Genomic DNA, 20,702 nt, shown 5'->3' with positions numbered 1-20,702 from the left:
CTGGTGGGAACAGCGGAAGAAACGCGCCCCGTCCGCCGGAGCAAGCCCCAAATCCTCTCTCCATCGCTCACGTTCACCGTCACGGCGAACGCGTCACCTCCACCTTCATAAACCGCCGCACGCGCCCCGGCTCGTCCGACGGCAACGCGTCGCGAAACACCACCGTCTCCGTCACGTCGCCATTCGCCACCGCCACGCCCGACTGCACCGCATCCGCCGTCCACGGCCCCGCCGGGGAATCCGCCGTGAACACCACATAACTCAGCCCCACCGCCGGCACCGGCCGGCGAAACGAAACCGTCAGATAACGTCCGCCATCCACCGCTTTCACGACCGGCGCAGGCAACGATGCGGCCGATGCCGACAAATCCGCCGACTTCGGATTCGTCCCAAAGCCAAACTCCAGCACGTTCTTGAGCCCGTCCCGATCAGGGTCCGCCTCATCACCGCTAACCGCCGGGTCCGCCAGCTCCAACGCCGTAAATGCCGCCGCCTGCCACGCCGGGTATTCGGCAAACACCGACATCGAGCCGAGCGCCTTCCCCGTGAAGTCGAACAACGCCTGATTCTCCCAGCTATTTCCACTCGCCGGATTCGTGTTGTCCCAACCATTTCCGGTAACGGGAGTCCACGTCCCTTCCCAATAAAAGATCCCCGCGCCGCGCCCGTTGGGCACCGCGTTCACGATGTCCATGATCGCTTTCATCATCGCCCGCTGCCCCTCCTCCGTCGCGTCGTACCCGGAAACCAACTGCGAGCTCAGCCCGATGTTGTTCGCCTGGCTGTCGCCGACCGACAGCGTGAACGGGTAGGCCGTCTCGCACACGATCACCGGCTTCCCATAATGGCTCGCCACATTATTGATCGTCGTCTGAAACGCGCTGAGCGTCCCGTGCCAGTACGGGTAATACGAGATGCCCGTATAATCCCACGTCACGCCCTGCGCCTGCACGCCGTCGAACCACCACTGCACCACGCCCCACTCCGCGCCGCGCGCGATGTGCAGCACCACCGCCGTCTGGGGCGACGCCGCGCGCACCGCAGCAATCCCCCGCTTCAACAACTCCCCCAGATTCGCGAAGCTGTTCCCATTCGTCGAAATCCGTCCCTCCGGCCAGAGCATCCCGTCGTTGATCTCATTGCCGACCTGCACGTACTCCGGCGGCGTTCCCTGCGCCACGAGTGCCGCGCAAAGATCGTACGTCGCGTCATAGACGTCCTGCTTGAGCTGCTCCAACGAATGCCCGCTCCACGCCGCCGGTTTGTTCTGCTGCCCCGGATCCGCCCAGCGGTCCGAATAGTGAAAGTCGATCAACACCACCAGCCCCTGCGCCTTCGCCCGCGCCGCCATCGCCAGCGTCGTCGCCCTGTTGTTGTACCCGTCCGCCGGATTCAGCCACACGCGCAGCCGGATCGCATTCAACCCGCCCTGTTTGAGAATCGCCAGCGCATCGCCCGGCACGCCCGCCGTGGACGAATAAACCCCGCCCAGATCCTCGCTCTTCTTCAACGACGAGACATCAACGCCTTTGATCCAAAGCGCCGCTTCAAGCGACGCCGTCAGTGAGAATGAGAAAAACGCAGCCACACAGGCCGCCACAATGCGGGGAATCTTCATGGGGTAACGAGAGAAACGAGCGCGCGGGGAAACAACGCGCCCAGAGTCGAGCCCCTCAGGCCCGCCAAGCCAAAGCAATTTGTTCAATTTTTAATAAAACAGTTTTAAACGTTATTTTTCCCACCCCTTCAGCAACCGCCATTCCCCTTGCGGCCCTCCCAAGCGCGCCTTTGCGTACCGGTTCCGTGACACTACCGACCGCTCTATTCGACTACGACCTGCCCGCGCATCTGATCGCGCAAACGCCCGCTGCCCGCCGCGATGCTTCGCGCTTACTCGTCGTCGATCGCGCCTCGCGGACCATCGCGCACCACCACTTCAGCGACCTCCCGCAATTTCTGCGCGCTGGAGACACGCTCTTCCGCAACAACGCCGCCGTACTCCCTGCCCGCCTCTTCGCCCAACGTCCCACCGGTGGCGCCGTCGAATGCTTCCTCACCCGCCCCGAACCCGCGCGCGGCGAAAACGTCTGGTGGTGCCTCGTCCGCCCCGGGAAAAAACTCCCGGGCGGCGCGACTTTCGCGCACGAAAACAATTTCACCGGCGAAGTACTCGAAAAAAACGCCGAGGGCGGCGCGCTCATCCGCTTCACGATTCCCTCTGGCGAATCCGTCACTGCGCTCGCCAACCGCCTCGGCGAGGTCCCGCTGCCGCCCTACATCACGCGCGACGAATCCGAACTCATCTCCAAACGCGCTCACGATCTCGAACGCTACCAGACCGTTTACGCCAACCGCGACCGCCAGGTCGCCGTCGCCGCGCCCACCGCCGGCCTCCACTTCACCCCCGAGCTTCTCACTCAACTCTCCGCGAGTGGAGTGACTGCGACCGATGTCACGCTCCACGTCGGCCTCGGTACGTTCAAACCGATCATGACCGAGACCGTCGAAGAGCACGCCATCCACCGCGAACTCTACGAACTTCCCGTCGCCACCCAGCGCGCCCTCTTCGCCCCGACCGGCCGCCGCATCGCCGTCGGCACGACTAGCGTCCGCACGCTCGAAGATTTTCTCAGCCGCCACACTTCGCCACTCACAAATCCATTCCTAGCCGAGGCCGACATCTTCATCTATCCGCCGCGCACGTTCCGTGGAGTCGACGCACTGATCACCAACTTCCATCAACCGCGCTCCACTCTGCTCTGCCTCGTCTCGGCGTTTCTCACGCCCGGTTCGACCGACGGCATCGCCTGGCTGAAAAAGATCTACGCCGAAGCCATTGCCCGCGAGTATCGGTTCTTCAGTTACGGCGACGCGATGCTGATCGTTTGAGGTGGAACGCGCACTCCGTGCGCGTTACTCGCGGTCATCCGCTTTCCGGCCGAAATTCGCCTTCTCCGTCTTTCAGCGCGCGCGGAGAGCCCGCTCCACCTCGAACCTCAGAACAAGAAATACCGCTGCGCCATCGGCAGCACCTTCGCCGGTTCGCAGGTGAGATGAACGCCGTCGGCTTTCACCGTGTAGGTCTCCGGATCGACTTCGATCTTCGGCATCGCGTCGTTGTGGAGCATGTCGCGTTTACCGACCTTGCGGCAATTTTTCACCGGTTCCAGACGACGCTTGAGGCCGAGCTCTTTCACGCGGCCACTCGCCAGCGATGCCTCAGAAACAAATGTCAGACACGTGCTGCCGATGCCGCGAAGCGTCGCGCCGAACTGCGGACGATAAAAGGTCGGTTGCGGCGTCGGGATCGAAGCGTTCGGATCGCCCATGTTGGCCCAGGCGATGAAGCCACCTTTGAGCACCAGCTCGGGCTTCACCCCGAAAAGTGCGGTCTTGGAGATAACGAGGTCAGCAAGTTTGCCGACTTCGATGGAGCCGACGATGTGGCTGATGCCGTGTGCGATCGCGGGATTGATCGTATACTTCGCGACGTAGCGCAGCGCGCGGAAATTATCGGCAGCCGGATGCGCGGGCGACGTCAGCGTGCCGAACTGCGTCTTCATCTTATGCGCCGTCTGCCAGGTGCGGATGATGACTTCACCGATGCGGCCCATCGCCTGCGAGTCGGAGGACATCATCGAGATCGCACCGAGATCATGGAGGCGATCTTCGGCGGCGATTGTCTCGGGACGGATGCGAGACTCGGCGAAGGAAACGTCCTCGGGAATCTTCGAGTCGAGGTGGTGGCAGACCATGAGCATGTCGAGATGCTCATCGATCGTGTTCACCGTGTAGGGCCGGGTCGGATTCGTCGAAGAGGGAAGCACGTTGGCCTCGCCGCAAACGCGGATGATGTCCGGCGCGTGACCACCGCCCGCACCTTCCGAGTGAAAGGTGTGAATCGTGCGGCCCTTGAAAGCCTTCAGCGTTTCCTCAACGAAACCCGCTTCGTTCAGCGTGTCGGTGTGGATCGCGACCTGAACATCGAGCTCGTCGGCGACCCCGAGACAGGTGTTGATTGCGGCAGGCGTCGTGCCCCAGTCTTCGTGGAGTTTTAGACCGATGGCTCCGGCGACGATCTGCTCGCGGAGCGGCTGCGGCGTGGAGCAGTTTCCTTTGCCGAGGAACCCGAGATTCATCGGGTAAGACTCAGCGGCTTCCAACATGCGATGGATGTTCCACTCGCCGGGCGTGCAAGTCGTGGCGAATGTGCCGTGCGCGGGACCGGTGCCGCCGCCAAGCATCGTCGTAATGCCAGAGCTGATCGCTTCGTCGATCTGCTGCGGGCAGATGAAGTGGATGTGAGTGTCGATGCCGCCCGCGGTGATGATGTTCCCCTCGCCTGCGATCACCTCAGTGCTCGCGCCGACAATCATCGGGTTTTTCTTCTTCGTACGGGGATCGACGTAAACAGAACCGATGCCGCTTTGGATGCCGGGGTTGCCGCCGTGCCCGATGCCGACGATGAGCCCGTGCTTGATGCCGATGTCAGCTTTGATGACGCCGAGCACCGGATCGATAATCAGCGCGTTGGTGATGATCAGATCGAGCGACTCGGCATCGAGCGCAGTGGACGATTGTCCCATGCCGTCGCGGATGACTTTGCCGCCACCAAATTTAATTTCGTTACCATAGCCGCCACCCTCGGCGATGAGGTCGCGCTCAACTTGGACAAAGAGATCTGTGTCCGCGAGGCGCACGCGGTCGCCCACGGTCGGTCCAAACATCTCGGCATACTGACGGCGGGAAAGTTTGAGAGGCATGAGAATCAGAGCTTGCCGTTAATCTTAGCGTTGAGGCCCCAGACTTCGCGGGTGCCTGCGAGCGCGACGAGCTCGACGATTTTTTTGTCTCCAGCCTCGAAACGAACAGCGGTGCCTGCCGGGATATTCAGACGGCATCCGCGAGATGCCGCGCGATCGAAGATCAACGCCTCGTTGGTCTCGAAAAAATGAAAGTGCGAGCCGACCTGAATCGGACGATCGCCTATGTTGGAGACCTCGATGGTTTTCGTTTCGAGGCCGACGTTGGCGTCGAGTTTGGCCGCGTCGGCTGCGGTGATGATTTCTCCGGGAATCATGGCGCTTAGCGGACAGGGTTATGAACGGTGACGAGCTTGGTGCCGTCGGGGAACGTGGCTTCGACCTGCACGTCGTGGATCATCTCGGGAATGCCTTCCATCACGTCTTCGCGCTTCAACAACGTCGCTCCGTAGCTCATGAGTTCGGCGACAGACTTCCCGTCGCGCGCGCCCTCCATGATCTCGTAGGTGATGATCGCGATCGTCTCAGGGTAGTTGAGCTTCAGGCCGCGTGCCTGACGGCGGCGGGCGAGATCGGCGGCGGTGACAACGAGGAGTTTTTCGCGTTCTCGAGGCGTGAGATGCATCGGATGAAATTAAGAATGGGGAATCATGAATGTAGAAACAAAATCCTAAGCAAAAGCGTTAAGCGCTGACTTCATAATTCTTCATTCTGCATTCTAAAGTTCTCAGACCTGCAAATGTTTCTTCACAACCTCATCGGTGAGCGTCGCAATCTCACCGGAAATGACGACCACGCCACGATCCATCGCATAGAACCGGTCCGAGACATCGCGGCAAAAATCGACGTATTGCTCCACGAGCAGGATCGCGAGCCGGCCTTCCTTCGCGATGGTCTTGATCGCGTTTTCTACGGCGACTTCGTCGTCAGGAATGCCTTCCTTTTTGAGCTTCTTCAACGTGTCGCCGATGTGATCGATGATCGAGGGTTGGATGCCTTCGGTCGGTTCATCGAGGATCAATAATTTCGGATCTGTGAGTAACGCGCGACCGATGGCCAGCTGTTGTTGTTGTCCACCAGAGAGCACGCCGCCTTTGCGCGAGAGCATTTCCTTCAGCACGGGGAAAAGCGTGTACACGTAATCGAGCGCGTTCCTCGCCTCTTTGCCTTTGCGTCCATGGACGACGAGGCCGACGTGGAGATTTTCCTCGACGGTGAGGTGAGGGAAAATATCGCGGCCTTGCGGCACCGAGCCGATGCCCGCGCGGGCACGTGCGTCGGGCGTCATCTTGTCGAGCCGTTGGCCGTCGAAAAGAATCGAGCCCGAGCGAATCGAGAGCATCCCGGTGATCGACTTGAGCGTGGTCGTCTTGCCGACGCCGTTGCGGCCCATGAGCGCGACGACTTCGCCTGCGTTGATTTCGAGATCAACGCCGCGAAGGATGCGCGAGCCGCCGATGTAGGTTTCGACTTGGGAGAGTTGGAGCAGAGCAGGCATGGGCGATCAGTGTTTGCCGCGACCGAGGTAAACCTCGCGGACCTTCTGGTTGTTTTGCACTTCGTCGAATTTTCCTTCGCACAGGACGGAACCCTGGTGAAGCACCGTGACTTTCCCGTTGCTGGCAATCTGTCGCACAAAACCCATGTCGTGCTCGACGACGATCAGGCTGTGTTTACCCGCAAGCGAAAGCAGGAGTTCGCCCGTGCGATGCGTCTCGGCATCGGTCATGCCGGCGGCGGGTTCGTCGATGAGCAGCAGCTTCGGCTCGGAGGCGAGCAACATGCCGATTTCGAGCCATTGTTTCTCGCCGTGGGCAAGCTGTCCGGCTTTCCAACTACGCTTATCGTCGAGCCGGATGAGCTTGAGCAAGTCGTCGAGACGGTCGCGGTCGCCCGAGTTGAGGCGCTTGAACAACGAGGAGAAAACACCGCGCGGTCCCTTGAGCGAGAGGACGAGATTATCGAAGACAGTGTGCTCGGAATAAACGCTCGGCGTCTGGAATTTCCGGCCGATGCCGATGCGGTTGATCTCGTATTCGTTCCGCTGAGTCACGTCGATGTCGCCAAACGTGATCTTGCCACCGGGATTCGGTTTGGCGCGGCCGCTGATGAGATCGAAGAAGGTGGATTTGCCCGCGCCGTTGGGGCCGATGACGGTGCGCAGCTCGCCTTGATCGAGGTAGAAGTTGAGGTTGGTGATGGCTTTGAAGCCATCGTACGTCTTGGAGACGTCTTCGACTGCGAGAATGGGACTGGGCATGGCTCAGGATTTTTTGCTGAAGCGCGCTTTGTAGAAGGCGGAGATTTTGCCGGGAATGCTCACGATGCCGCCTGGCAGGAAGAGCACCACGATGATGAAAAGGCCGCCGAGGATAAGCAGCCATGAATCGGGAAACGCGCGGGTGGCCCAGCTCTTCAGCGCGTTGATGCTGATCGCACCGATGATCGGGCCCGCCAGCGTGGCGCGTCCGCCGACTGCGACCCACACGACCGCTTCGAGGGATTTCTCGGGCTTCATCTCCTCAGGATTGATGATGCCCGCTTGAGGCACAAACAGCGCACCAGCCACCGAGGCGATCAACGCCGCCAGGACGAAAACGAAGAGCTTGAAATGCGCGGCCGCGTAGCCGCTGAAGAGCACGCGGTTCTCGCCGTCGCGGATTGCTTGCTGCACCATGCCGAACTTCGTGCGGCTCAGCACGCGGCATCCCACGTAGACGAGCACGAGCGTGATCGCCGTCGCGATGTAGAGCCAGCGGTAGGTCGCGGGATCGGCGAAGGTGTGACCGAGGATGCGCTTGAAATCGGTGAACCCGTTGTTGCCGCCCATGAGCAGGTTGTTCTGAAAAAACATGAGCGACGCGCAGTAGGTCAGCGCCTGCGTGAGGATCGAGAAGTACACGCCCTTGATGCGGGAGCGAAACGCGAGGAATCCAAACACGTACGCGACCAGTCCGGGTATCAACACGACCATCGCCATCGAAAATCCGAAGGAGAAAAACGGTTTCCAGAAATCGGGCAGCGTCGTGTACCCGAGGAAGATCATGAAATCGGGAAGCCCGTTGGGGTTTTTCCCCGCCTCCGCATATTTGCCGAGTTCTCCGATCATCAGCATGAGGTGCATGCCCATCATGTAGCCGCCTAGACTGAAGAAGAGCGCCTGGCCGAGGCTGAGCAGCCCCGTGTAGCCCCAGAGCAGATCCACCGAGATTGCGAGCAGAGCGTAGCAAAGATATTTTCCCCAAAGGCTGACATGGAAATTGCTCACCATGCCCCACGCATTCAGGAGCGGGAAAATCACGATCAGGAAAATCGCGATGACGGCGACGACGCCGATCTCGATTTTCAGTCGTTTGGAAGAGGTGATAGGAGCGGAGAGCGGAGAAGTCATGCGCGGCGAAAGATCAGGCGGTTTATTCGTCGAGGCTGCGGCTGCGGGTCACGAAGAGGCCCGCCGGTCGCCATTGCAGGAACAGGATGATGGCGATGAGCACGCAGATTTTCCCGAGCACGGGATTACCCAGAATTTGCTGGAGCGACTGGTCGGCCATGCCGATGCCCAGCGCGCTGATCACGGTGCCTGCGATGTTACCGACACCTCCGACGACGACCGTCATGAAGCAATCGACGATGTAATTCTGGCCCAGGAAGGGGCCAACGTTTCCGAGCTGGCTGACAAACGCTCCGGCCAGTCCAGCGAGTCCGCTGCCGAGGCCGAAGGTCATCATGTTCACCCGCTCGGTGCGCACACCCATGCACGACGCCATGCCGCGATTCTGCATCACAGCTCGCATGAGAAGACCCAGCGGAGTTTTCGTCAGGATCATCCAGATGCCGAATACGATCACCACGGCGAATCCGATCACGAACACGCGGTTCCAGCCGAAGACCACATCGAAGACTGTCCAGTTGCCGCTCAGGTAGCTGGGGCTGGAGACCTGCACGTTATTCGATCCGAAGATGAGTTTCAGGAGCTGCTGCAACACGAGCGAGACTCCCCACGTGGCGAGCAAGCTCTCGAGTGGCCGACGATAGAGGAACTGAATGACGGTGCGCTCCAATGCGATGCCGACGGCGGCGGCGGTCAGGAAGCTAAGCGGAAGCGCGAAAAGAAAATAGCTCTCATAGGCCAGCCCGGTCGTGTTCATGCCGGGGATCGTGAACGAGAGGCCGAAGGGTGACAGCGCCAGGCCGGAACCGAAAACGTTTTGAACGATGTAGGTCGTGTACGCACCGATCGCGATCATTTCGCCGTGGGCCATATTGATGACGCGCATCAGGCCGAAGGTGATCGCGAGGCCGAGTGCTACGACGAGCAGGATACTGCCTGCGCTCAGGCCGCGGAAGAGCGTGCCGAAGAAATTAACCGCGGTGCGGTGATTCTCGACCGCACCGAGTGCGATGCGGGCGGCCTCGGCCAGCTCGGGCTTTTTGGCGGCCTCGGCTTCTTTTTGCGCGGCTTTGATAAAGTCGGTGCTCGCGAGCGTGTGCAGGTCTTTCAGCTCTTTGAGAGCGGCGAGCTTCACGGCATCGTCAGCGGACTTGAGCTGGATGAGCGCGATAGCTTCACGGAGCGCGATTTTAACTTTGGCGTCTTGCTCCAGGGAAAGCCGGTTGATCAACGCGGGGAGTTTTTCCGCGTCTTGTGCGAAGCCGAGAGTCTGCACGGCCTGAATGCGCTTAGCGGGGCTGGACGCCGCGAGATCGAGGAGATCGATGACAGCCTTCATCGAGAGGCGGAGCATACGGTCGTGCTGCACGACGGTGAGTTCGCTCGCGCTAAGGCGGAGCGGTTTGCCGTCCGGGCCATTCAAGAGCTGACCGTCATCGACGCGCAGCGCGTTCTGGCGGCCTGCGGAGTCTTTTTCGCCTGTCAGCTGGACGGGGGTTTTTGCTCCGTCGGCAGATGAGTGAATAAAGAGAGCATCCTCGCGCCACGCGGTGAACAAAGCGGCGACGGATTCATCGCCTTGCCCGACGAGCGTGCCGATGACTTCGCGGCGGGCGGCGGAATTTTCCGTGAGGATGGCCTTGGCGACAATCTGGCGCGGCGTATCGGCGGCTGCCGCGCTCACGCTGAAAAGCGCGCAAAGCAGAGCGAAGAGAGAAAGACGGAATGGAGTCGGGACGATCACGGCGGACAGTGATATGAATTTTTTCGATACACCGGAAAACCAGACCGGAGGGGCAGGTTCACAGACTGGGGAACCCACCCCTCCGGAATAACAAACGACAGATTAACTGATTCGAAGACCACGGCATTGGCCGCCGTGGACGAGCAGAAGAGCGGAACCCTTACTTCTTGTACTTACCTTTGAGCCAAGGCTCGCCGACCACGTTGTCGAAGCTCTTGATGATCTTGAACTGACCGTCGGCCTTGGTTTCGCCGATGAAGACGTTCTTGGTCAGGTGCATGTTCTTCTGCGTGGTGACCTTGCCGCCAGGACCATCGAAGGAGAGACCGCTTTGCAGGGCCTTGCGCACGGCATCGACATCGAAGGAGCCGGCCTTTTCTACAGCTGCTTTCCAGAGGTAAACACCATCGTAGCTGAGAACCATCGGGGAGCAGGTCACGCGGCCTTCTTTGACGATGCCGGAGACGGTGGACTTCGCGAGCCAGGCCTGGAAGTCAGCGATGAACTTCTTGTTGGCGGGCGACTCGATCGACTGGAAGTAGGTCCAGCAACCGAGCTGGCCGACGAGCTGCTTCGCGGGGAGACCGCGGAATTCATCTTCCGAGATCGAGAAGGAAACGACCGGGCAGGTGTCGGCGGTGAGACCGGCGGCGGCGTATTCCTTGAAGAAAGGAACATTGGTGTCGCCGTTGAGCGTGCTGATGACGGCAGCGCCACCACCTGCGGCAAACTGTTTAATTTCAGCGACGATCTGCTGGTAGTCGGTGTGGCCGAACGGCGTGTACTTGCCGGCGGAGATGACCTTGCCGCCTTCTTCCTTCAAACCGCCGCCGATGTTGGCGAGAGGAACGCCCTTGCTCAGGAGATACTCGAGGAGCACGAGGTTCGTGGTTTGTGGATACACGTAGTCGGAACCGAGCAGGTAGAACTTCTTGTAGCCTTGCTCGAGGAGGTAATCGACGGCGGGCGTAGCCTGCTGGTTAACAGCCTCGGCTGTGTAGAAAACGTTCTGCGACTCTTCTTCGCCCTCGTACTGCACGGGATAGAAGAGGAGGCCGTTGTTCTTCTCGTAAACGGGAAGGACGGATTTGCGGCTCACGGAGGTCCAGCAGCCGAAGGTCACAGCGACCTTGTCCTGCTCGAGGAGCTGCTTGGCTTTTTCGGCGAAGAGAGGCCAGTTCGAGGCGCCGTCAACGACGACCGGTTCGATCTTTTTGCCGAGCACGCCGCCTTTGGCGTTGATCTCGTCGAAGGTGAAGAGGAGCACGTCGCGCAGGGACGTTTCCGAGATGGCCATCGTGCCTGATAACGAGTGAAGCACGCCGACTTTGACGGTTTCCTGAGCGTGGGAGGAAGCGAGTGTGGCACCCAGAGCGAGTGCGCCAGCCGCGAGGAATTTTGAAGCGTTAGTGATCATAGGGGACAATTGTTGCAGGGGCGGGGATGAAGGTGGCCGCGAGCCAGTGAGGGGCTCGGCCGAAAAAAGCAGGGAACGTTTCCGAGGAAAAACACGCAGCCGGGACTCGCCTCGCAGCGCCGCGTGGAGAACCGGCTGATGCTCGCAGTGCGCGCGATCAGCCGGTGGAAGAAACCTGGTTCAGATTAGAACTTGAAGCGGGCCTGGAGGCCGGCGAACAGACCGTTATCGAAACCGACGCCGTCGAATGTCGTGTAGCTGACTTCGCCGACGATCTCGAGATTTGGCGTGATCGTCCAAGCGGGAGCGATCGTGCCCTTGATGTATTCGGCATCGGCGGGTGTGCCATCGACGTTACCGCCCGAGACACGACCCGAAAGAGCAAATTTTTCGGAGAATGTATGCTTCGCGAAGAGCAGCCAGAAGTAGCTGGCGGTGTTGTCGCCGATTTTTGGGTCTTGGTTGGCGTAACAGAGTTCGAGCGCGAAGGTGTTGGCGCCTTCAGCGTACTGAAACCAAACGTCACCGCTGTAGGTGGCGAGATCGGCCCAATCATCCTTGTCGTAAGCGGCGCCGATGAAGGTCGTGAAATTGCCGCTCTTGAAAGTGGTGTAAGCTTCGAAGCCTGCGCCGTGATCGAGTCGGCCATCGCCCTTGACGGCAGTCGTGTCGTAGCGATTGGAATCGAGGACAGCAAAACCCGAGGTATAGCCGTCGCCTGATTTTTCAATCTTCACACCACTATGGTAGGCCGGGATGCCAATAAGACCGGAGATGGAGCCAGCCAGCGGCTGCCAGCCGTAGGTGATCTGCGTCATGTTGACGGGATCGAAAGCTTCGTAACCGAGCCAGCTAAGGAATTTGCCGCCAGTGACGGTGATACCATTGCCCGCGTCATAGCTAGCGTAGGCATCGAGGACGGTCACATCGTTATCGGATCCGGCGAAAAAACTCAGCGTACCCGTGACGGGAGCAAATTTCGCGGTCGTGATCAACTTGGTGGCATCGATATCCATCGTGCTGGTTGTGCTCGCTCCATCAATGTCGGTGAGCGTCGCGGAGCCGACAATATAACCACCGAAGGAGAGGTTTTCGTTAACCTTGATTTCAGCAGAGGCCGAGGAGGCCAGGATCACGGCGGCGGCGATGCCGCCGAGTGGGATGACATGTTTCGTCATGGTGTGTGTGTTGTTGTTTGGATGTTGGGTCGCGGTTCATCGCGCACTGGGGTTGAGCCGGGGCGAGGTATGAAGCCGGTGCATTTTAGCAGGTTGCTTGCCAGCACCCGTTCTCGTGAAATTTTCTCAAAAATTCCCGCGAGCCCTCGGCCTTAACGAGTGTTACTTTCAATAACTAAAGTAATACCGGTCAGTTTTGCGCACATGCGCGCAAGATCGCTCAGCGCACCCGCGACGCCGCTCCCGAAGGCCCATCAATCACCCGCCGAAACATCTGCGCTACCTCTCAATCCACCGCCATCATCCCACTTCCACGTACCTGCGCGAGTGACCTCCCTCCAGCCCTGCCTCTCGCGACAGAATATGATTCTCCGGGGAAAACGCGTGCGCCTATCCTCGGCATGAGTCATTTCAACCACGCCCCTCCGATCAACCGACGAGGTCCACCAGTTGACTAATCCTCAACACCGAGGCCTTCCCGCAACACCGCATGCAGCCACTGCGCTCCACCTCTCCTCCTCACCGCCCCACCCTCCCGCCACGCTTCTCTCACTTCCCACACTTCTCTCTCCAGCCGCACTCCGTGCGCCGTCAGTGCGTAGCCTTACTCTGAAGCTCCCGCTCCAGCTCAGCAAAATTCCCTTTCTCAGCCGAGCGCACGAAACCCTCCGTCACGCTCTTCAACTCTTCCCAGCGTCCACGAATGTTCTTCGCCTCTTCCTTCGTCACCTTCTGGTCGGAAGCCGCCAGCGCGATCACCTGCAGCATGTCGGCGAACTCCTGTACGATGTCGTTCGTCGCCGGGATCAAGGAATACGGATGCGGCTTCGCCTCGGGATTCGTGATAAAAAATCCACCCGCGCGCTCACATACCCACTGCGCCACACGATGATCGTTCGTCGTGCGCAGCAGTTGCTCGATGCGATCCAGAGGATTATTGGCACCACTGCCGCTATCGTCGGCAGGAGGTTCCGCCCATTTATAGATCAGCGAAAGAGAGAGCCCCATGTCGGCGGCGATCTGTTTCGCGCTCGTTTTCTTAAGAACTTCCTTCAGCAGCTCGTGCGATTGCATGGGCGCGGAGGCTGCGAGACGCATAAGTTGAACGCAATCCCGCATCAGCTCCTTTACCGTCCGTCGTTAGAGCCGCTTTTAGGCGTGCCACCTCCTCCCGCCTTGTGGCAAACCCCTCCACAGTCATGAACATTCACGAGTATCAGGCCAAAGCACTCTTCGAGAAGTTCGGCATCGCTGTCCCCCAAGGCGTGTCGGCCAAATCAGCGGCGGAGTTCGACTCCGCCCTCGCCCAGCTCCCGGAAGGCCCGACCATGGTGAAGTCGCAAATCCACGCCGGTGGCCGCGGCAAGGGCACCTTCACCGACGGCTACAAGGGCGGCGTGAAGTTCAACAAGACCAAGGCCGACGCCAAGGAAGTCGCCGGCAAGATGATCAACAACACCCTCGTCACGATCCAGACCGGCCCCGCCGGCCGCAAGGTCCAGACGGTCTACTTCACCGTCGCGAGCGACATCAAAAAAGAATACTACCTCGCCATCCTCCTCGATCGCGCCACCTCGAAGCCCGTCATCGTCGCCTCGACTGAAGGCGGCGTAGAAATCGAAAAAGTCGCCCACGACACGCCCGAGAAGATCACCAAGGTCCTCATCGATCCCGCCTACGGCGTCGCCGATTTCCAAGTACGCCAGGTCATCTCAGCGCTCGGCCTCACCGGCGGCGAAGCCAAGAATGCCGGCAAGCTCATCCAAAATCTTTACCGCTTCTTCTGGGAAACCGACGCCGCCATGGTCGAGGTTAACCCGCTGATCACCACGCCCACCGGCGAAGTCCTCGCGCTCGACGCCAAGGTCTCCTTCGACTCCAACGCCCTTTATCGCCACCCCGAGATCGTCGCCCTCCGCGACCTCAACGAGGAAGACCCGAAAGAAATCGAAGCTTCCAAGTACGAACTCGCCTACATCGCCCTCGACGGAAACATCGCCTGCCTCGTCAACGGCGCCGGCCTCGCGATGTCCACGATGGACATCATCAAACACTACGGCGGCAACCCCGCCAACTTCCTCGACGTCGGCGGCGGCGCTTCGAAGGAAAAGGTCGTCGCGGCCTTCAAGATCATCCTCGGCGACGCCAACGTAAAGGGCATCTTCGTAAACATCTTCGGCGGAATCATGGACTGTAACGTCATCGCCGAGGGCATTGTCGAAGCCGTCAAAGAAGTCGGCCTCAAGCTCCCGCTCGTCGTCCGCCTCGAAGGCAACAACGTCGCCAAGGGCAAAGAGACCCTCGCCAAGTCCGGCCTCGCGCTCGTCTCGGGCGACACCATGGCCGACGCCGCCCAGAAGATCGTCAAACTCGTCGCCTAATCGGACACGGACCAACAACCAAAAATCCAAAAGCGGAAACTCCCATGTCCATTCTCATCACTCCTCAGACCAAGATCCTCGTCCAAGGCATCACCGGTGCCTTCGGCGGCAAACACGCCCAGCTCTCGCTCGACTACGGCACGCAAGTCGTTGCCGGCGTCACGCCAGGCAAGGGCGGTCAGTTCTTCGAACACGCCGGCCACAAGGTCCCGATCTTCAACTCCGTCCACGAAGCCGCCGCCGCCACTGGCGCGACCGTCTCCGTGATCTTCGTCCCACCGCCCTTCGCGGGCGACGCCATCCTCGAGTGCGTTGACGCCGGTCTCGACCTCGCCGTCTGCATCACCGAAGGCATTCCAATCAAAGACATGATCCGCGTGAAGCGCGCGATTGCCGGCAAGAAGACCCGCCTCATCGGCCCCAACTGCCCCGGCCTCGTCACGCCCGGCACCGGAGAAGGCTCCAAAGGCGGCTGCCGCATCGGCATTGCCCCCGGCTACATTCACAAGAAGGGCCATGTCGGCGTCGTCTCGCGCTCCGGCACCCTCACCTACGAAGCCGTTTATCAGATCACCTCGAAGGGCCTCGGCCAATCCACCTCCGTCGGCATCGGCGGCGACCCGGTCAACGGCACCAGCCACCTCGACGTCATCAAGCTCTTCAACGAAGACCCTGACACCAAAGGAATCATCCTCATCGGCGAAATCGGCGGCAACGCCGAGGTCGAAGCCGCCCGTTGGATCAAAGACAACTGCAAGAAACCCGTCGCCGGTTTCATCGCCGGAGCCACCGCTCCCGCCGGCCGCCGCATGGGTCACGCCGGTGCGATCGTCGGTGGAGCCGAGGACACCGCCGAAGCCAAGATCGCCGTCTTCAAAGAATGCGGTATCGAAGTCGCCGCGACGCCCACCGACATGGCCGACGCCCTCCTCCGCGCCGCCAAAGCCAAAGGCGTTTCCCTGAGCTGACCTGATCGATTCGAAACGCTCACCCATTCAAAGCCGCGAGCCCACCGCTCGCGGCTTTTTCATGTCCGTCGCTCCACTTCGCACAAACCCAGCCCGCACCCGACAGCGCCGCACCCACCACTCCACCACCCATCATTCAAACGTGTGAACCAGCCCCGCCCTCGCCACCCGGACCTCACCGCATAACGTCACTCCATTGTCCCCGGCTCCGCGTCCCAACTGAAAACTCGCTCATCATGAAAACGCTCTCCACCTCCGCCCGCCTCATCGCGGTTGCGCTCGCCGGTCTCGTCGTCTCCTCCGTCGCCCACGCCGCTTCCGCCGATAGTTCGCCAGCAGCCTCCTCCAACCGCACGCTGAATCCCGGCATGTCCGCCGAAGCCATCGTCAAACAGATCGGTCGCCCGCTTGGAATCACCCCGATCAAAGTCGCCGAAGGTCAGGCCGAAATCTGGATCTACCACCGCCAACTCGCGCGAGAAACGCGCCACACATCCACCTCCACTCAAGCGGTTCCCGCTTTCGTCGGCGTCGGCGGAACCGGCGGTGCCGTCATTGGCACAACCTCCACTGCCGTCTATTCCATCGAAAACATAACCACTTACCAGGTCACCTCGCTGCTCATGTTTGAAGGGAAACTCCGCGTAGCCAAACAAAGCCAGGAACAGACCCGCAGTTTCAACTGACCGAGCACTGCCGCGCAGCCCCTCACGCCTCACCCCGCGAAAGCCGGCCCCGCTCCCCCGCCCCAGTCCGTCTCCTTTCCGTTCTCCAATGCGCGCCGCAAAAACCGGCGCGCGTTTTTTATGCCCACCGTCAACGAGCGTCCCTTCGCCAACTCCACCGCGATCGCCGCCGACAGCACACATCCCGTCCCATGTGTATTCCACGTCTTCACCCGCGCCCCTTCGAACCAGCGCACCACCACGTCATCGCTCGCATCCCGCATCACCAGCACATCGCGACACCGTCCACCCGGCGCGTGACCGCCCTTCACCAGCACCGCCCCGCAACCGCTTCGCAAAATCTCCCGTCCCGCCCGCTCCGCATCCTCAAAACTCCTCACGCGCAATCCGCTCAACGTCTCCGCCTCCGGCCAGTTCGGCGTCACCAGCGTCGCCCACGGCAGCAACTCCGCCTTCAACGCCCGCAGCCCCACCACGCTCAAAAACCTCGTCCCGCTCGTCGAGCCGACCACCGGATCGATCACCAGCGGCATGCGTCTTCTCCCTGAATAGTCCTTCAACATCTCCACCACCACCCGCACCGCCGCCGCCCCCGGCAACAACCCCGTCTTGATCGCCGCCACCGGAAAATCCCCGAGCACTGCCTCAATCTGCGCGCGCAACAAACCTCTCCCCACCGCCCGCCACGCCTTCACGCCCCGCGTGTTCTGCGCCGTCACCGCCGTGATCGCTGTCAGCGCATAGCCGCCCAACGCATGGATCGTCCGCGCATCCGCCTGCACGCCCGCTCCCGCTCCGCTGTCGGAACCCGCGATCGTCAGCACGCAAAGTGAGCGCTTCATCGTCCCGAAAAGTGTCACGTATTATGTGACACACACCTCTGGCACCGCCGCCGGTTTCGTCCGCCCGTCATACGTCGCATCCCAGTCCTTCCACACCGCTTCGTAACCCTGCCCGCGCAACATCGCCGCCACCTCCGCCGGATTCCGCGCATCGTCGATTTCAAACTGCTCCAGCGATTCCGGCGCGCTCGCATACCCGCCCGGATTCGTCCGCGAGCCCGCGCTCATCGTCGTGAAACCCAGCCGGAACGCCCGGTCGCGAAACGCCTCACACTCCCGCGTCGAGAGCGACAGCTCCACTTCCTGACTGAACAACCGGAACGCGCACACCGCCTGCACCAGATCACGCTCGTCAAACGGCGTCACCGCCACATCCCCGCCTTCGTGCGGCCTCAGCCGCGGAAACGACAGACTGTACCTCGTTTTCCAGTACGTCCTCTCCAGATACCGCAGATGCATCCCGGTGAACCACGCATCCGCCCGCCAGTCGCTCAGCCCGAACAGCGCCCCGAGCCCGATCTTCTTCACCCCCGCGCGCCCCAGTCGGTCCGGCGTCTCCAGCCGGTAGCGCATGTCCGACTTCGGCCCGCTCACGTGATGCTTCGGATAAATCGCCGCGTCGTACGTCTCTTGATAAACCAGCACCGCGCTCAGCCCTTCTTCGACCAGCGCCGCATACTCAGCCTCATCCAGCGGCTGCACCTCGATCGACAGACTCGAGAATTTTTCCCTGAGCACCCGCAGCGCATTCGCCAGATAATTCACCCCCACGCGCCCCGATTCCCCCGTGACGAGCAACACGTGATCGAACCCATGCGCCTTCAACACCGCCGCATCCGCCAAAATCTCCGCATCGCTCAGCACTTTTCTCGGGATGCGATTCTGCGCGCTGAACCCGCAATAGCTGCACACATTCGCGCAGACGTTCGACAAGTACATCGGTGCGAACAACTGCATCGTCCTCCCAAACCGCTCCACCGTCAGCCGGTGACTCAGCTGCGCCATCTCCTCCAAAAACGGCCGCGCCGCCGGCGACAACAACGACTGCAAATCCTCCTGCCCGAGCCCGCGCCCCACAGTCGCACACCCCAGCGCCCGCCGCACATCGGCAGTCGTCTTCGCACGTATCGCCGCCCCAGACGCCGCGAAATCATGCCGTCTCCAAATCTCTAGAAAACTCATGGGCATCAGACCTCGCTCAAAAACGCCGTCAGCGGCGACGTCGCCACCGCCCGCAACTCCGCCCCACGCGCCGCCAGTCCCGCCTCATACCCGAGCCGCCCGGCTTCGACCGCTTTCCTAAACGCCGCTCCCATCCCCACCGGATCGCTCGCCGCCGCGATCGCCGTATTCACGAGCACCGCATCCGCGCCCATCTCCAGCGCCGCCGCCGCATGAGACGGCGCGCCGAGCCCCGCATCGATCACCACCGGCACGCGCGCCTGTGCGAGGATGATTTCCAAAAACGCCCGCGTCTCCAGCCCGCGATTGCTCCCGATCGGCGCGCCCAGCGGCATCACCGCCGCCGCACCCGCCTCTTCGAGCTGCTTGCACAACACCGGGTCGGCGTGGACATACGGCAACACCACGAAGCCGCGCTTCACCAACTCCCGCGTCGCCAGCAACGTCTCCACCGGATCGGGCATCAGGTACTTCGGGTCGGGATGAATCTCCAGTTTCACCCAGTTCGTCTCCATCGCCTCGCGCGCCAGCTCCGCCGCCAGCACAGCCTCCTTCGCATCGCGCACGCCCGACGTATTGGGCAGCAACCGACACCGCTCCCGGTCGATGTGATCGAGAATGTCGTCCACGCCGCCATCGGTCCGCACGCGCCTCAACGCCACCGTCACCAGCTGCGAGCCCGACGCCGCGATGCTCTCGCGCATCGCCGCACTCGAGCTGTACTTCCCCGTGCCGAGAAACAGCCGCGAAGAAAACGTCACACCGGCGATGACCAGTGGCTCGGTTTCGAATGTCCGTATTTTCGTCGTGTTCGTCGTCATCATGTTTTCATCGCCTGCTTCCAGGCCGCATTGAGTTCGTGAAAATTATCCTGCACCCGCCCGTCGCGATAGAGCGCCGACGTCACCGCCGCGCCCACCGCCCCGCTCGCCCGCACCTCCGGCAGATCCGCCGCCGTGATTCCGCCAATCGCCCACACCGGGATTCCATCGAGCTGCGCCACCAGTGTCGCCACTCCTGTCGGCCCGAGCACCGGCGAAAGATTTTCCTTCGTCGTCGTGAAACGCCACGGCCCGATCCCGACGTAATCCAAACAATTCGCCCGGATCGCCCGCCGTGCGTCGGCCTCGTTGTTGATCGTCCCGCCGATAATCATCTCGCGCCCCATCTCCTTCCGCGCCGCGCTCCACAGCCCGTCGGTCTTGCCGAGATGGACGCCATGCGCGTTCACCGCGATCGCGATGTCCACGCTGTCGTTCACGATGCAGATAGCTCCATACTGCCGGCACAGCGGCGCGATCATCCCCGCCATCGTCAGTCTCTCCTGCGGCGTCCCACGCTTCATGCGTACTTGAATCCACCTCGCGCCCGCGATCAGCAGCCGCGTCGCCTGTTCGAGATGCGTTTCCGCCAGCCCGTCCTGCGTCAGGCACATCAGCGGGTGCAGCTGCCGGTGTTCAAGTGGCATGATAAGAAATGGCCGATTGGATCTCGAAAAACGCGCGCACCGGATCGGTCGACTGCCACACCGCACCGAGCGTCGCCACGCCATCGAAACCGAAGTTCCGGCAACGCGGCGCATTCGCCGCCGTGAGCCCGCCGATGCCGATCACCTGCGTGAATTTCTGCCCCGGCGTCCGGTTGCGCAGCAGATGATAAAGTTCGTTCAAGCTCAGCATCCCCGTCGGCCCATAACCTTCCTTCGAGATCGAGGGAAACACCGGACCCAGCAACACCGAGTCGTACCGCCCCATCGCCGCCCGCAACGCCGCGAGGTCATGACACGCCCGGCTCGAAACACCATACGGTCCGATGCGATCCACCATTTGAAACGGCGCCATAGACACCGCCGGCGGTTCCAACAGCGCCGTGCCATCATCGCGCCAGTGCCTCCCGCCAAACCCCAGCTCATCCACCAGCTCGTGGTGCTGATGCAGCACGAGCCGCGAACGCCAGCGCTCGGGCAAACTCCGCAGCCAGATTTCCAACTTTTCCCGCGACCACCCTGGCTTGCGTACGTGATACCGTTCCAGCCCTGCCGCCAGCATCGCCATCAGCGCAGGCACCTCCCGCGCATCGTCGCCCTCTGGAGAAATCACGATCAGTTTCATGGTAAGAATGTTCGTTGGCGCCCGCGCGCGTGTTCCCGT

20 protein-coding genes are annotated in these 20,702 nt (G+C 61.2%); 4 read left to right on the top strand and 16 right to left on the bottom strand.

Annotated elements, in window-relative coordinates; genetic code table 11:
- Positions 1–79: 79 nt before the first annotated feature.
- The gene (locus tag CMV30_RS14610) at positions 80–1,618 is read right to left on the bottom strand and encodes a glycoside hydrolase family 53 protein (RefSeq protein WP_096056718.1); all 1,539 of its coding nucleotides are present in this window, start codon (positions 1,616–1,618) and stop codon (positions 80–82) included.
- A 185-nt stretch (positions 1,619–1,803) separates the two neighbouring features.
- Between CMV30_RS14610 and queA the strand changes: the two genes are divergently transcribed.
- Positions 1,804–2,889 (top strand): tRNA preQ1(34) S-adenosylmethionine ribosyltransferase-isomerase QueA, encoded by a 1,086-nt coding sequence (gene queA, locus CMV30_RS14605; protein WP_096057789.1) that lies wholly within the window; start codon positions 1,804–1,806, stop codon positions 2,887–2,889.
- 107 nt (positions 2,890–2,996) lie between these two features.
- Here queA and ureC read toward each other — a convergent pair whose 3' ends face one another.
- The 10 genes from ureC to CMV30_RS14555 all read right to left on the bottom strand — a co-directional run bounded on the left by ureC (position 2,997) and on the right by CMV30_RS14555 (position 13,567).
- Positions 2,997–4,763 (bottom strand): urease subunit alpha, encoded by a 1,767-nt coding sequence (ureC, locus tag CMV30_RS14600; RefSeq protein ID WP_096056717.1) that lies wholly within the window; start codon positions 4,761–4,763, stop codon positions 2,997–2,999.
- A 5-nt stretch (positions 4,764–4,768) separates the two neighbouring features.
- Positions 4,769–5,080: an urease subunit beta gene (locus CMV30_RS14595; RefSeq protein WP_096056716.1), complete on the bottom strand. Its 312-nt coding sequence runs from the start codon at positions 5,078–5,080 to the stop codon at positions 4,769–4,771.
- Between the two features lie 5 nt (positions 5,081–5,085).
- Positions 5,086–5,388: an urease subunit gamma gene (locus CMV30_RS14590; RefSeq protein ID WP_096056715.1), complete on the bottom strand. Its 303-nt coding sequence runs from the start codon at positions 5,386–5,388 to the stop codon at positions 5,086–5,088.
- Positions 5,389–5,490: 102 nt separating this feature from the next.
- Positions 5,491–6,261, bottom strand: a complete 771-nt coding sequence (locus tag CMV30_RS14585) for an ABC transporter ATP-binding protein (protein WP_096056714.1) — start codon at positions 6,259–6,261, stop codon at positions 5,491–5,493.
- Between the two features lie 6 nt (positions 6,262–6,267).
- Positions 6,268–7,023: an urea ABC transporter ATP-binding protein UrtD gene (gene urtD, locus CMV30_RS14580; protein WP_096056713.1), complete on the bottom strand. Its 756-nt coding sequence runs from the start codon at positions 7,021–7,023 to the stop codon at positions 6,268–6,270.
- 3 nt (positions 7,024–7,026) lie between these two features.
- Positions 7,027–8,154, bottom strand: coding sequence for an urea ABC transporter permease subunit UrtC (gene urtC, locus CMV30_RS14575; RefSeq protein WP_096056712.1), 1,128 nt, complete (start codon positions 8,152–8,154; stop codon positions 7,027–7,029).
- A gap of 22 nt (positions 8,155–8,176) precedes the next feature.
- On the bottom strand, positions 8,177–9,898 hold the full coding sequence (gene urtB / locus CMV30_RS14570; protein ID WP_245844230.1) for an urea ABC transporter permease subunit UrtB: 1,722 nt from the start codon (positions 9,896–9,898) through the stop codon (positions 8,177–8,179).
- Positions 9,899–10,058: 160 nt separating this feature from the next.
- Positions 10,059–11,315, bottom strand: a complete 1,257-nt coding sequence (urtA, locus tag CMV30_RS14565) for an urea ABC transporter substrate-binding protein (RefSeq protein WP_096056711.1) — start codon at positions 11,313–11,315, stop codon at positions 10,059–10,061.
- A gap of 185 nt (positions 11,316–11,500) precedes the next feature.
- The gene (locus CMV30_RS14560) at positions 11,501–12,493 is read right to left on the bottom strand and encodes an outer membrane beta-barrel protein (RefSeq protein ID WP_096056710.1); all 993 of its coding nucleotides are present in this window, start codon (positions 12,491–12,493) and stop codon (positions 11,501–11,503) included.
- 591 nt (positions 12,494–13,084) lie between these two features.
- Positions 13,085–13,567 (bottom strand): phage regulatory CII family protein, encoded by a 483-nt coding sequence (locus CMV30_RS14555; RefSeq protein WP_096057787.1) that lies wholly within the window; start codon positions 13,565–13,567, stop codon positions 13,085–13,087.
- Positions 13,568–13,692: 125 nt separating this feature from the next.
- Between CMV30_RS14555 and sucC the strand changes: the two genes are divergently transcribed.
- The 3 genes from sucC to CMV30_RS14540 all read left to right on the top strand — a co-directional run bounded on the left by sucC (position 13,693) and on the right by CMV30_RS14540 (position 16,528).
- Positions 13,693–14,874, top strand: a complete 1,182-nt coding sequence (gene sucC, locus CMV30_RS14550) for an ADP-forming succinate--CoA ligase subunit beta (RefSeq protein WP_096056709.1) — start codon at positions 13,693–13,695, stop codon at positions 14,872–14,874.
- A gap of 44 nt (positions 14,875–14,918) precedes the next feature.
- Positions 14,919–15,842 carry a succinate--CoA ligase subunit alpha gene (gene sucD / locus CMV30_RS14545; protein ID WP_096056708.1) on the top strand — a complete coding sequence of 308 codons (924 nt, stop codon included), beginning with the start codon at positions 14,919–14,921 and terminating at the stop codon, positions 15,840–15,842.
- A 236-nt stretch (positions 15,843–16,078) separates the two neighbouring features.
- Positions 16,079–16,528, top strand: a complete 450-nt coding sequence (locus tag CMV30_RS14540) for a hypothetical protein (RefSeq protein ID WP_096056707.1) — start codon at positions 16,079–16,081, stop codon at positions 16,526–16,528.
- Between the two features lie 29 nt (positions 16,529–16,557).
- Here the strand turns inward: CMV30_RS14540 and thiD are convergent, their stop codons facing one another.
- Genes thiD through CMV30_RS14515 form a run of 5 tightly spaced genes read right to left on the bottom strand, consistent with a single transcriptional unit; the run spans position 16,558 to position 20,663 of the window.
- Positions 16,558–17,370, bottom strand: coding sequence for a bifunctional hydroxymethylpyrimidine kinase/phosphomethylpyrimidine kinase (gene thiD, locus CMV30_RS14535; RefSeq protein WP_096056706.1), 813 nt, complete (start codon positions 17,368–17,370; stop codon positions 16,558–16,560).
- Between the two features lie 21 nt (positions 17,371–17,391).
- The gene (gene thiH / locus CMV30_RS14530; RefSeq protein ID WP_096057786.1) at positions 17,392–18,552 is read right to left on the bottom strand and encodes a 2-iminoacetate synthase ThiH; all 1,161 of its coding nucleotides are present in this window, start codon (positions 18,550–18,552) and stop codon (positions 17,392–17,394) included.
- A gap of 5 nt (positions 18,553–18,557) precedes the next feature.
- Positions 18,558–19,373 carry a thiazole synthase gene (locus CMV30_RS14525; protein ID WP_096057785.1) on the bottom strand — a complete coding sequence of 272 codons (816 nt, stop codon included), beginning with the start codon at positions 19,371–19,373 and terminating at the stop codon, positions 18,558–18,560.
- Positions 19,373–20,020 carry a thiamine phosphate synthase gene (gene thiE, locus CMV30_RS14520; protein WP_175414893.1) on the bottom strand — a complete coding sequence of 216 codons (648 nt, stop codon included), beginning with the start codon at positions 20,018–20,020 and terminating at the stop codon, positions 19,373–19,375. The genes CMV30_RS14525 and thiE overlap by 1 nt, the downstream gene beginning before the upstream one ends.
- Positions 20,010–20,663, bottom strand: a complete 654-nt coding sequence (locus tag CMV30_RS14515) for a thiamine phosphate synthase (RefSeq protein ID WP_096056704.1) — start codon at positions 20,661–20,663, stop codon at positions 20,010–20,012. Before CMV30_RS14515 ends, thiE begins: the two co-directional genes overlap by 11 nt.
- Between the last annotated feature and the right edge of the window lie 39 nt (positions 20,664–20,702).

Origin of the sequence: Nibricoccus aquaticus, from assembly GCF_002310495.1 — a bacterium.
Lineage (GTDB): Bacteria > Verrucomicrobiota > Verrucomicrobiia > Opitutales > Opitutaceae > Nibricoccus > Nibricoccus aquaticus.
Note: the sequence above shows the minus strand (reverse complement) of the source record. Positions and strands in the feature narration are given on the sequence as shown.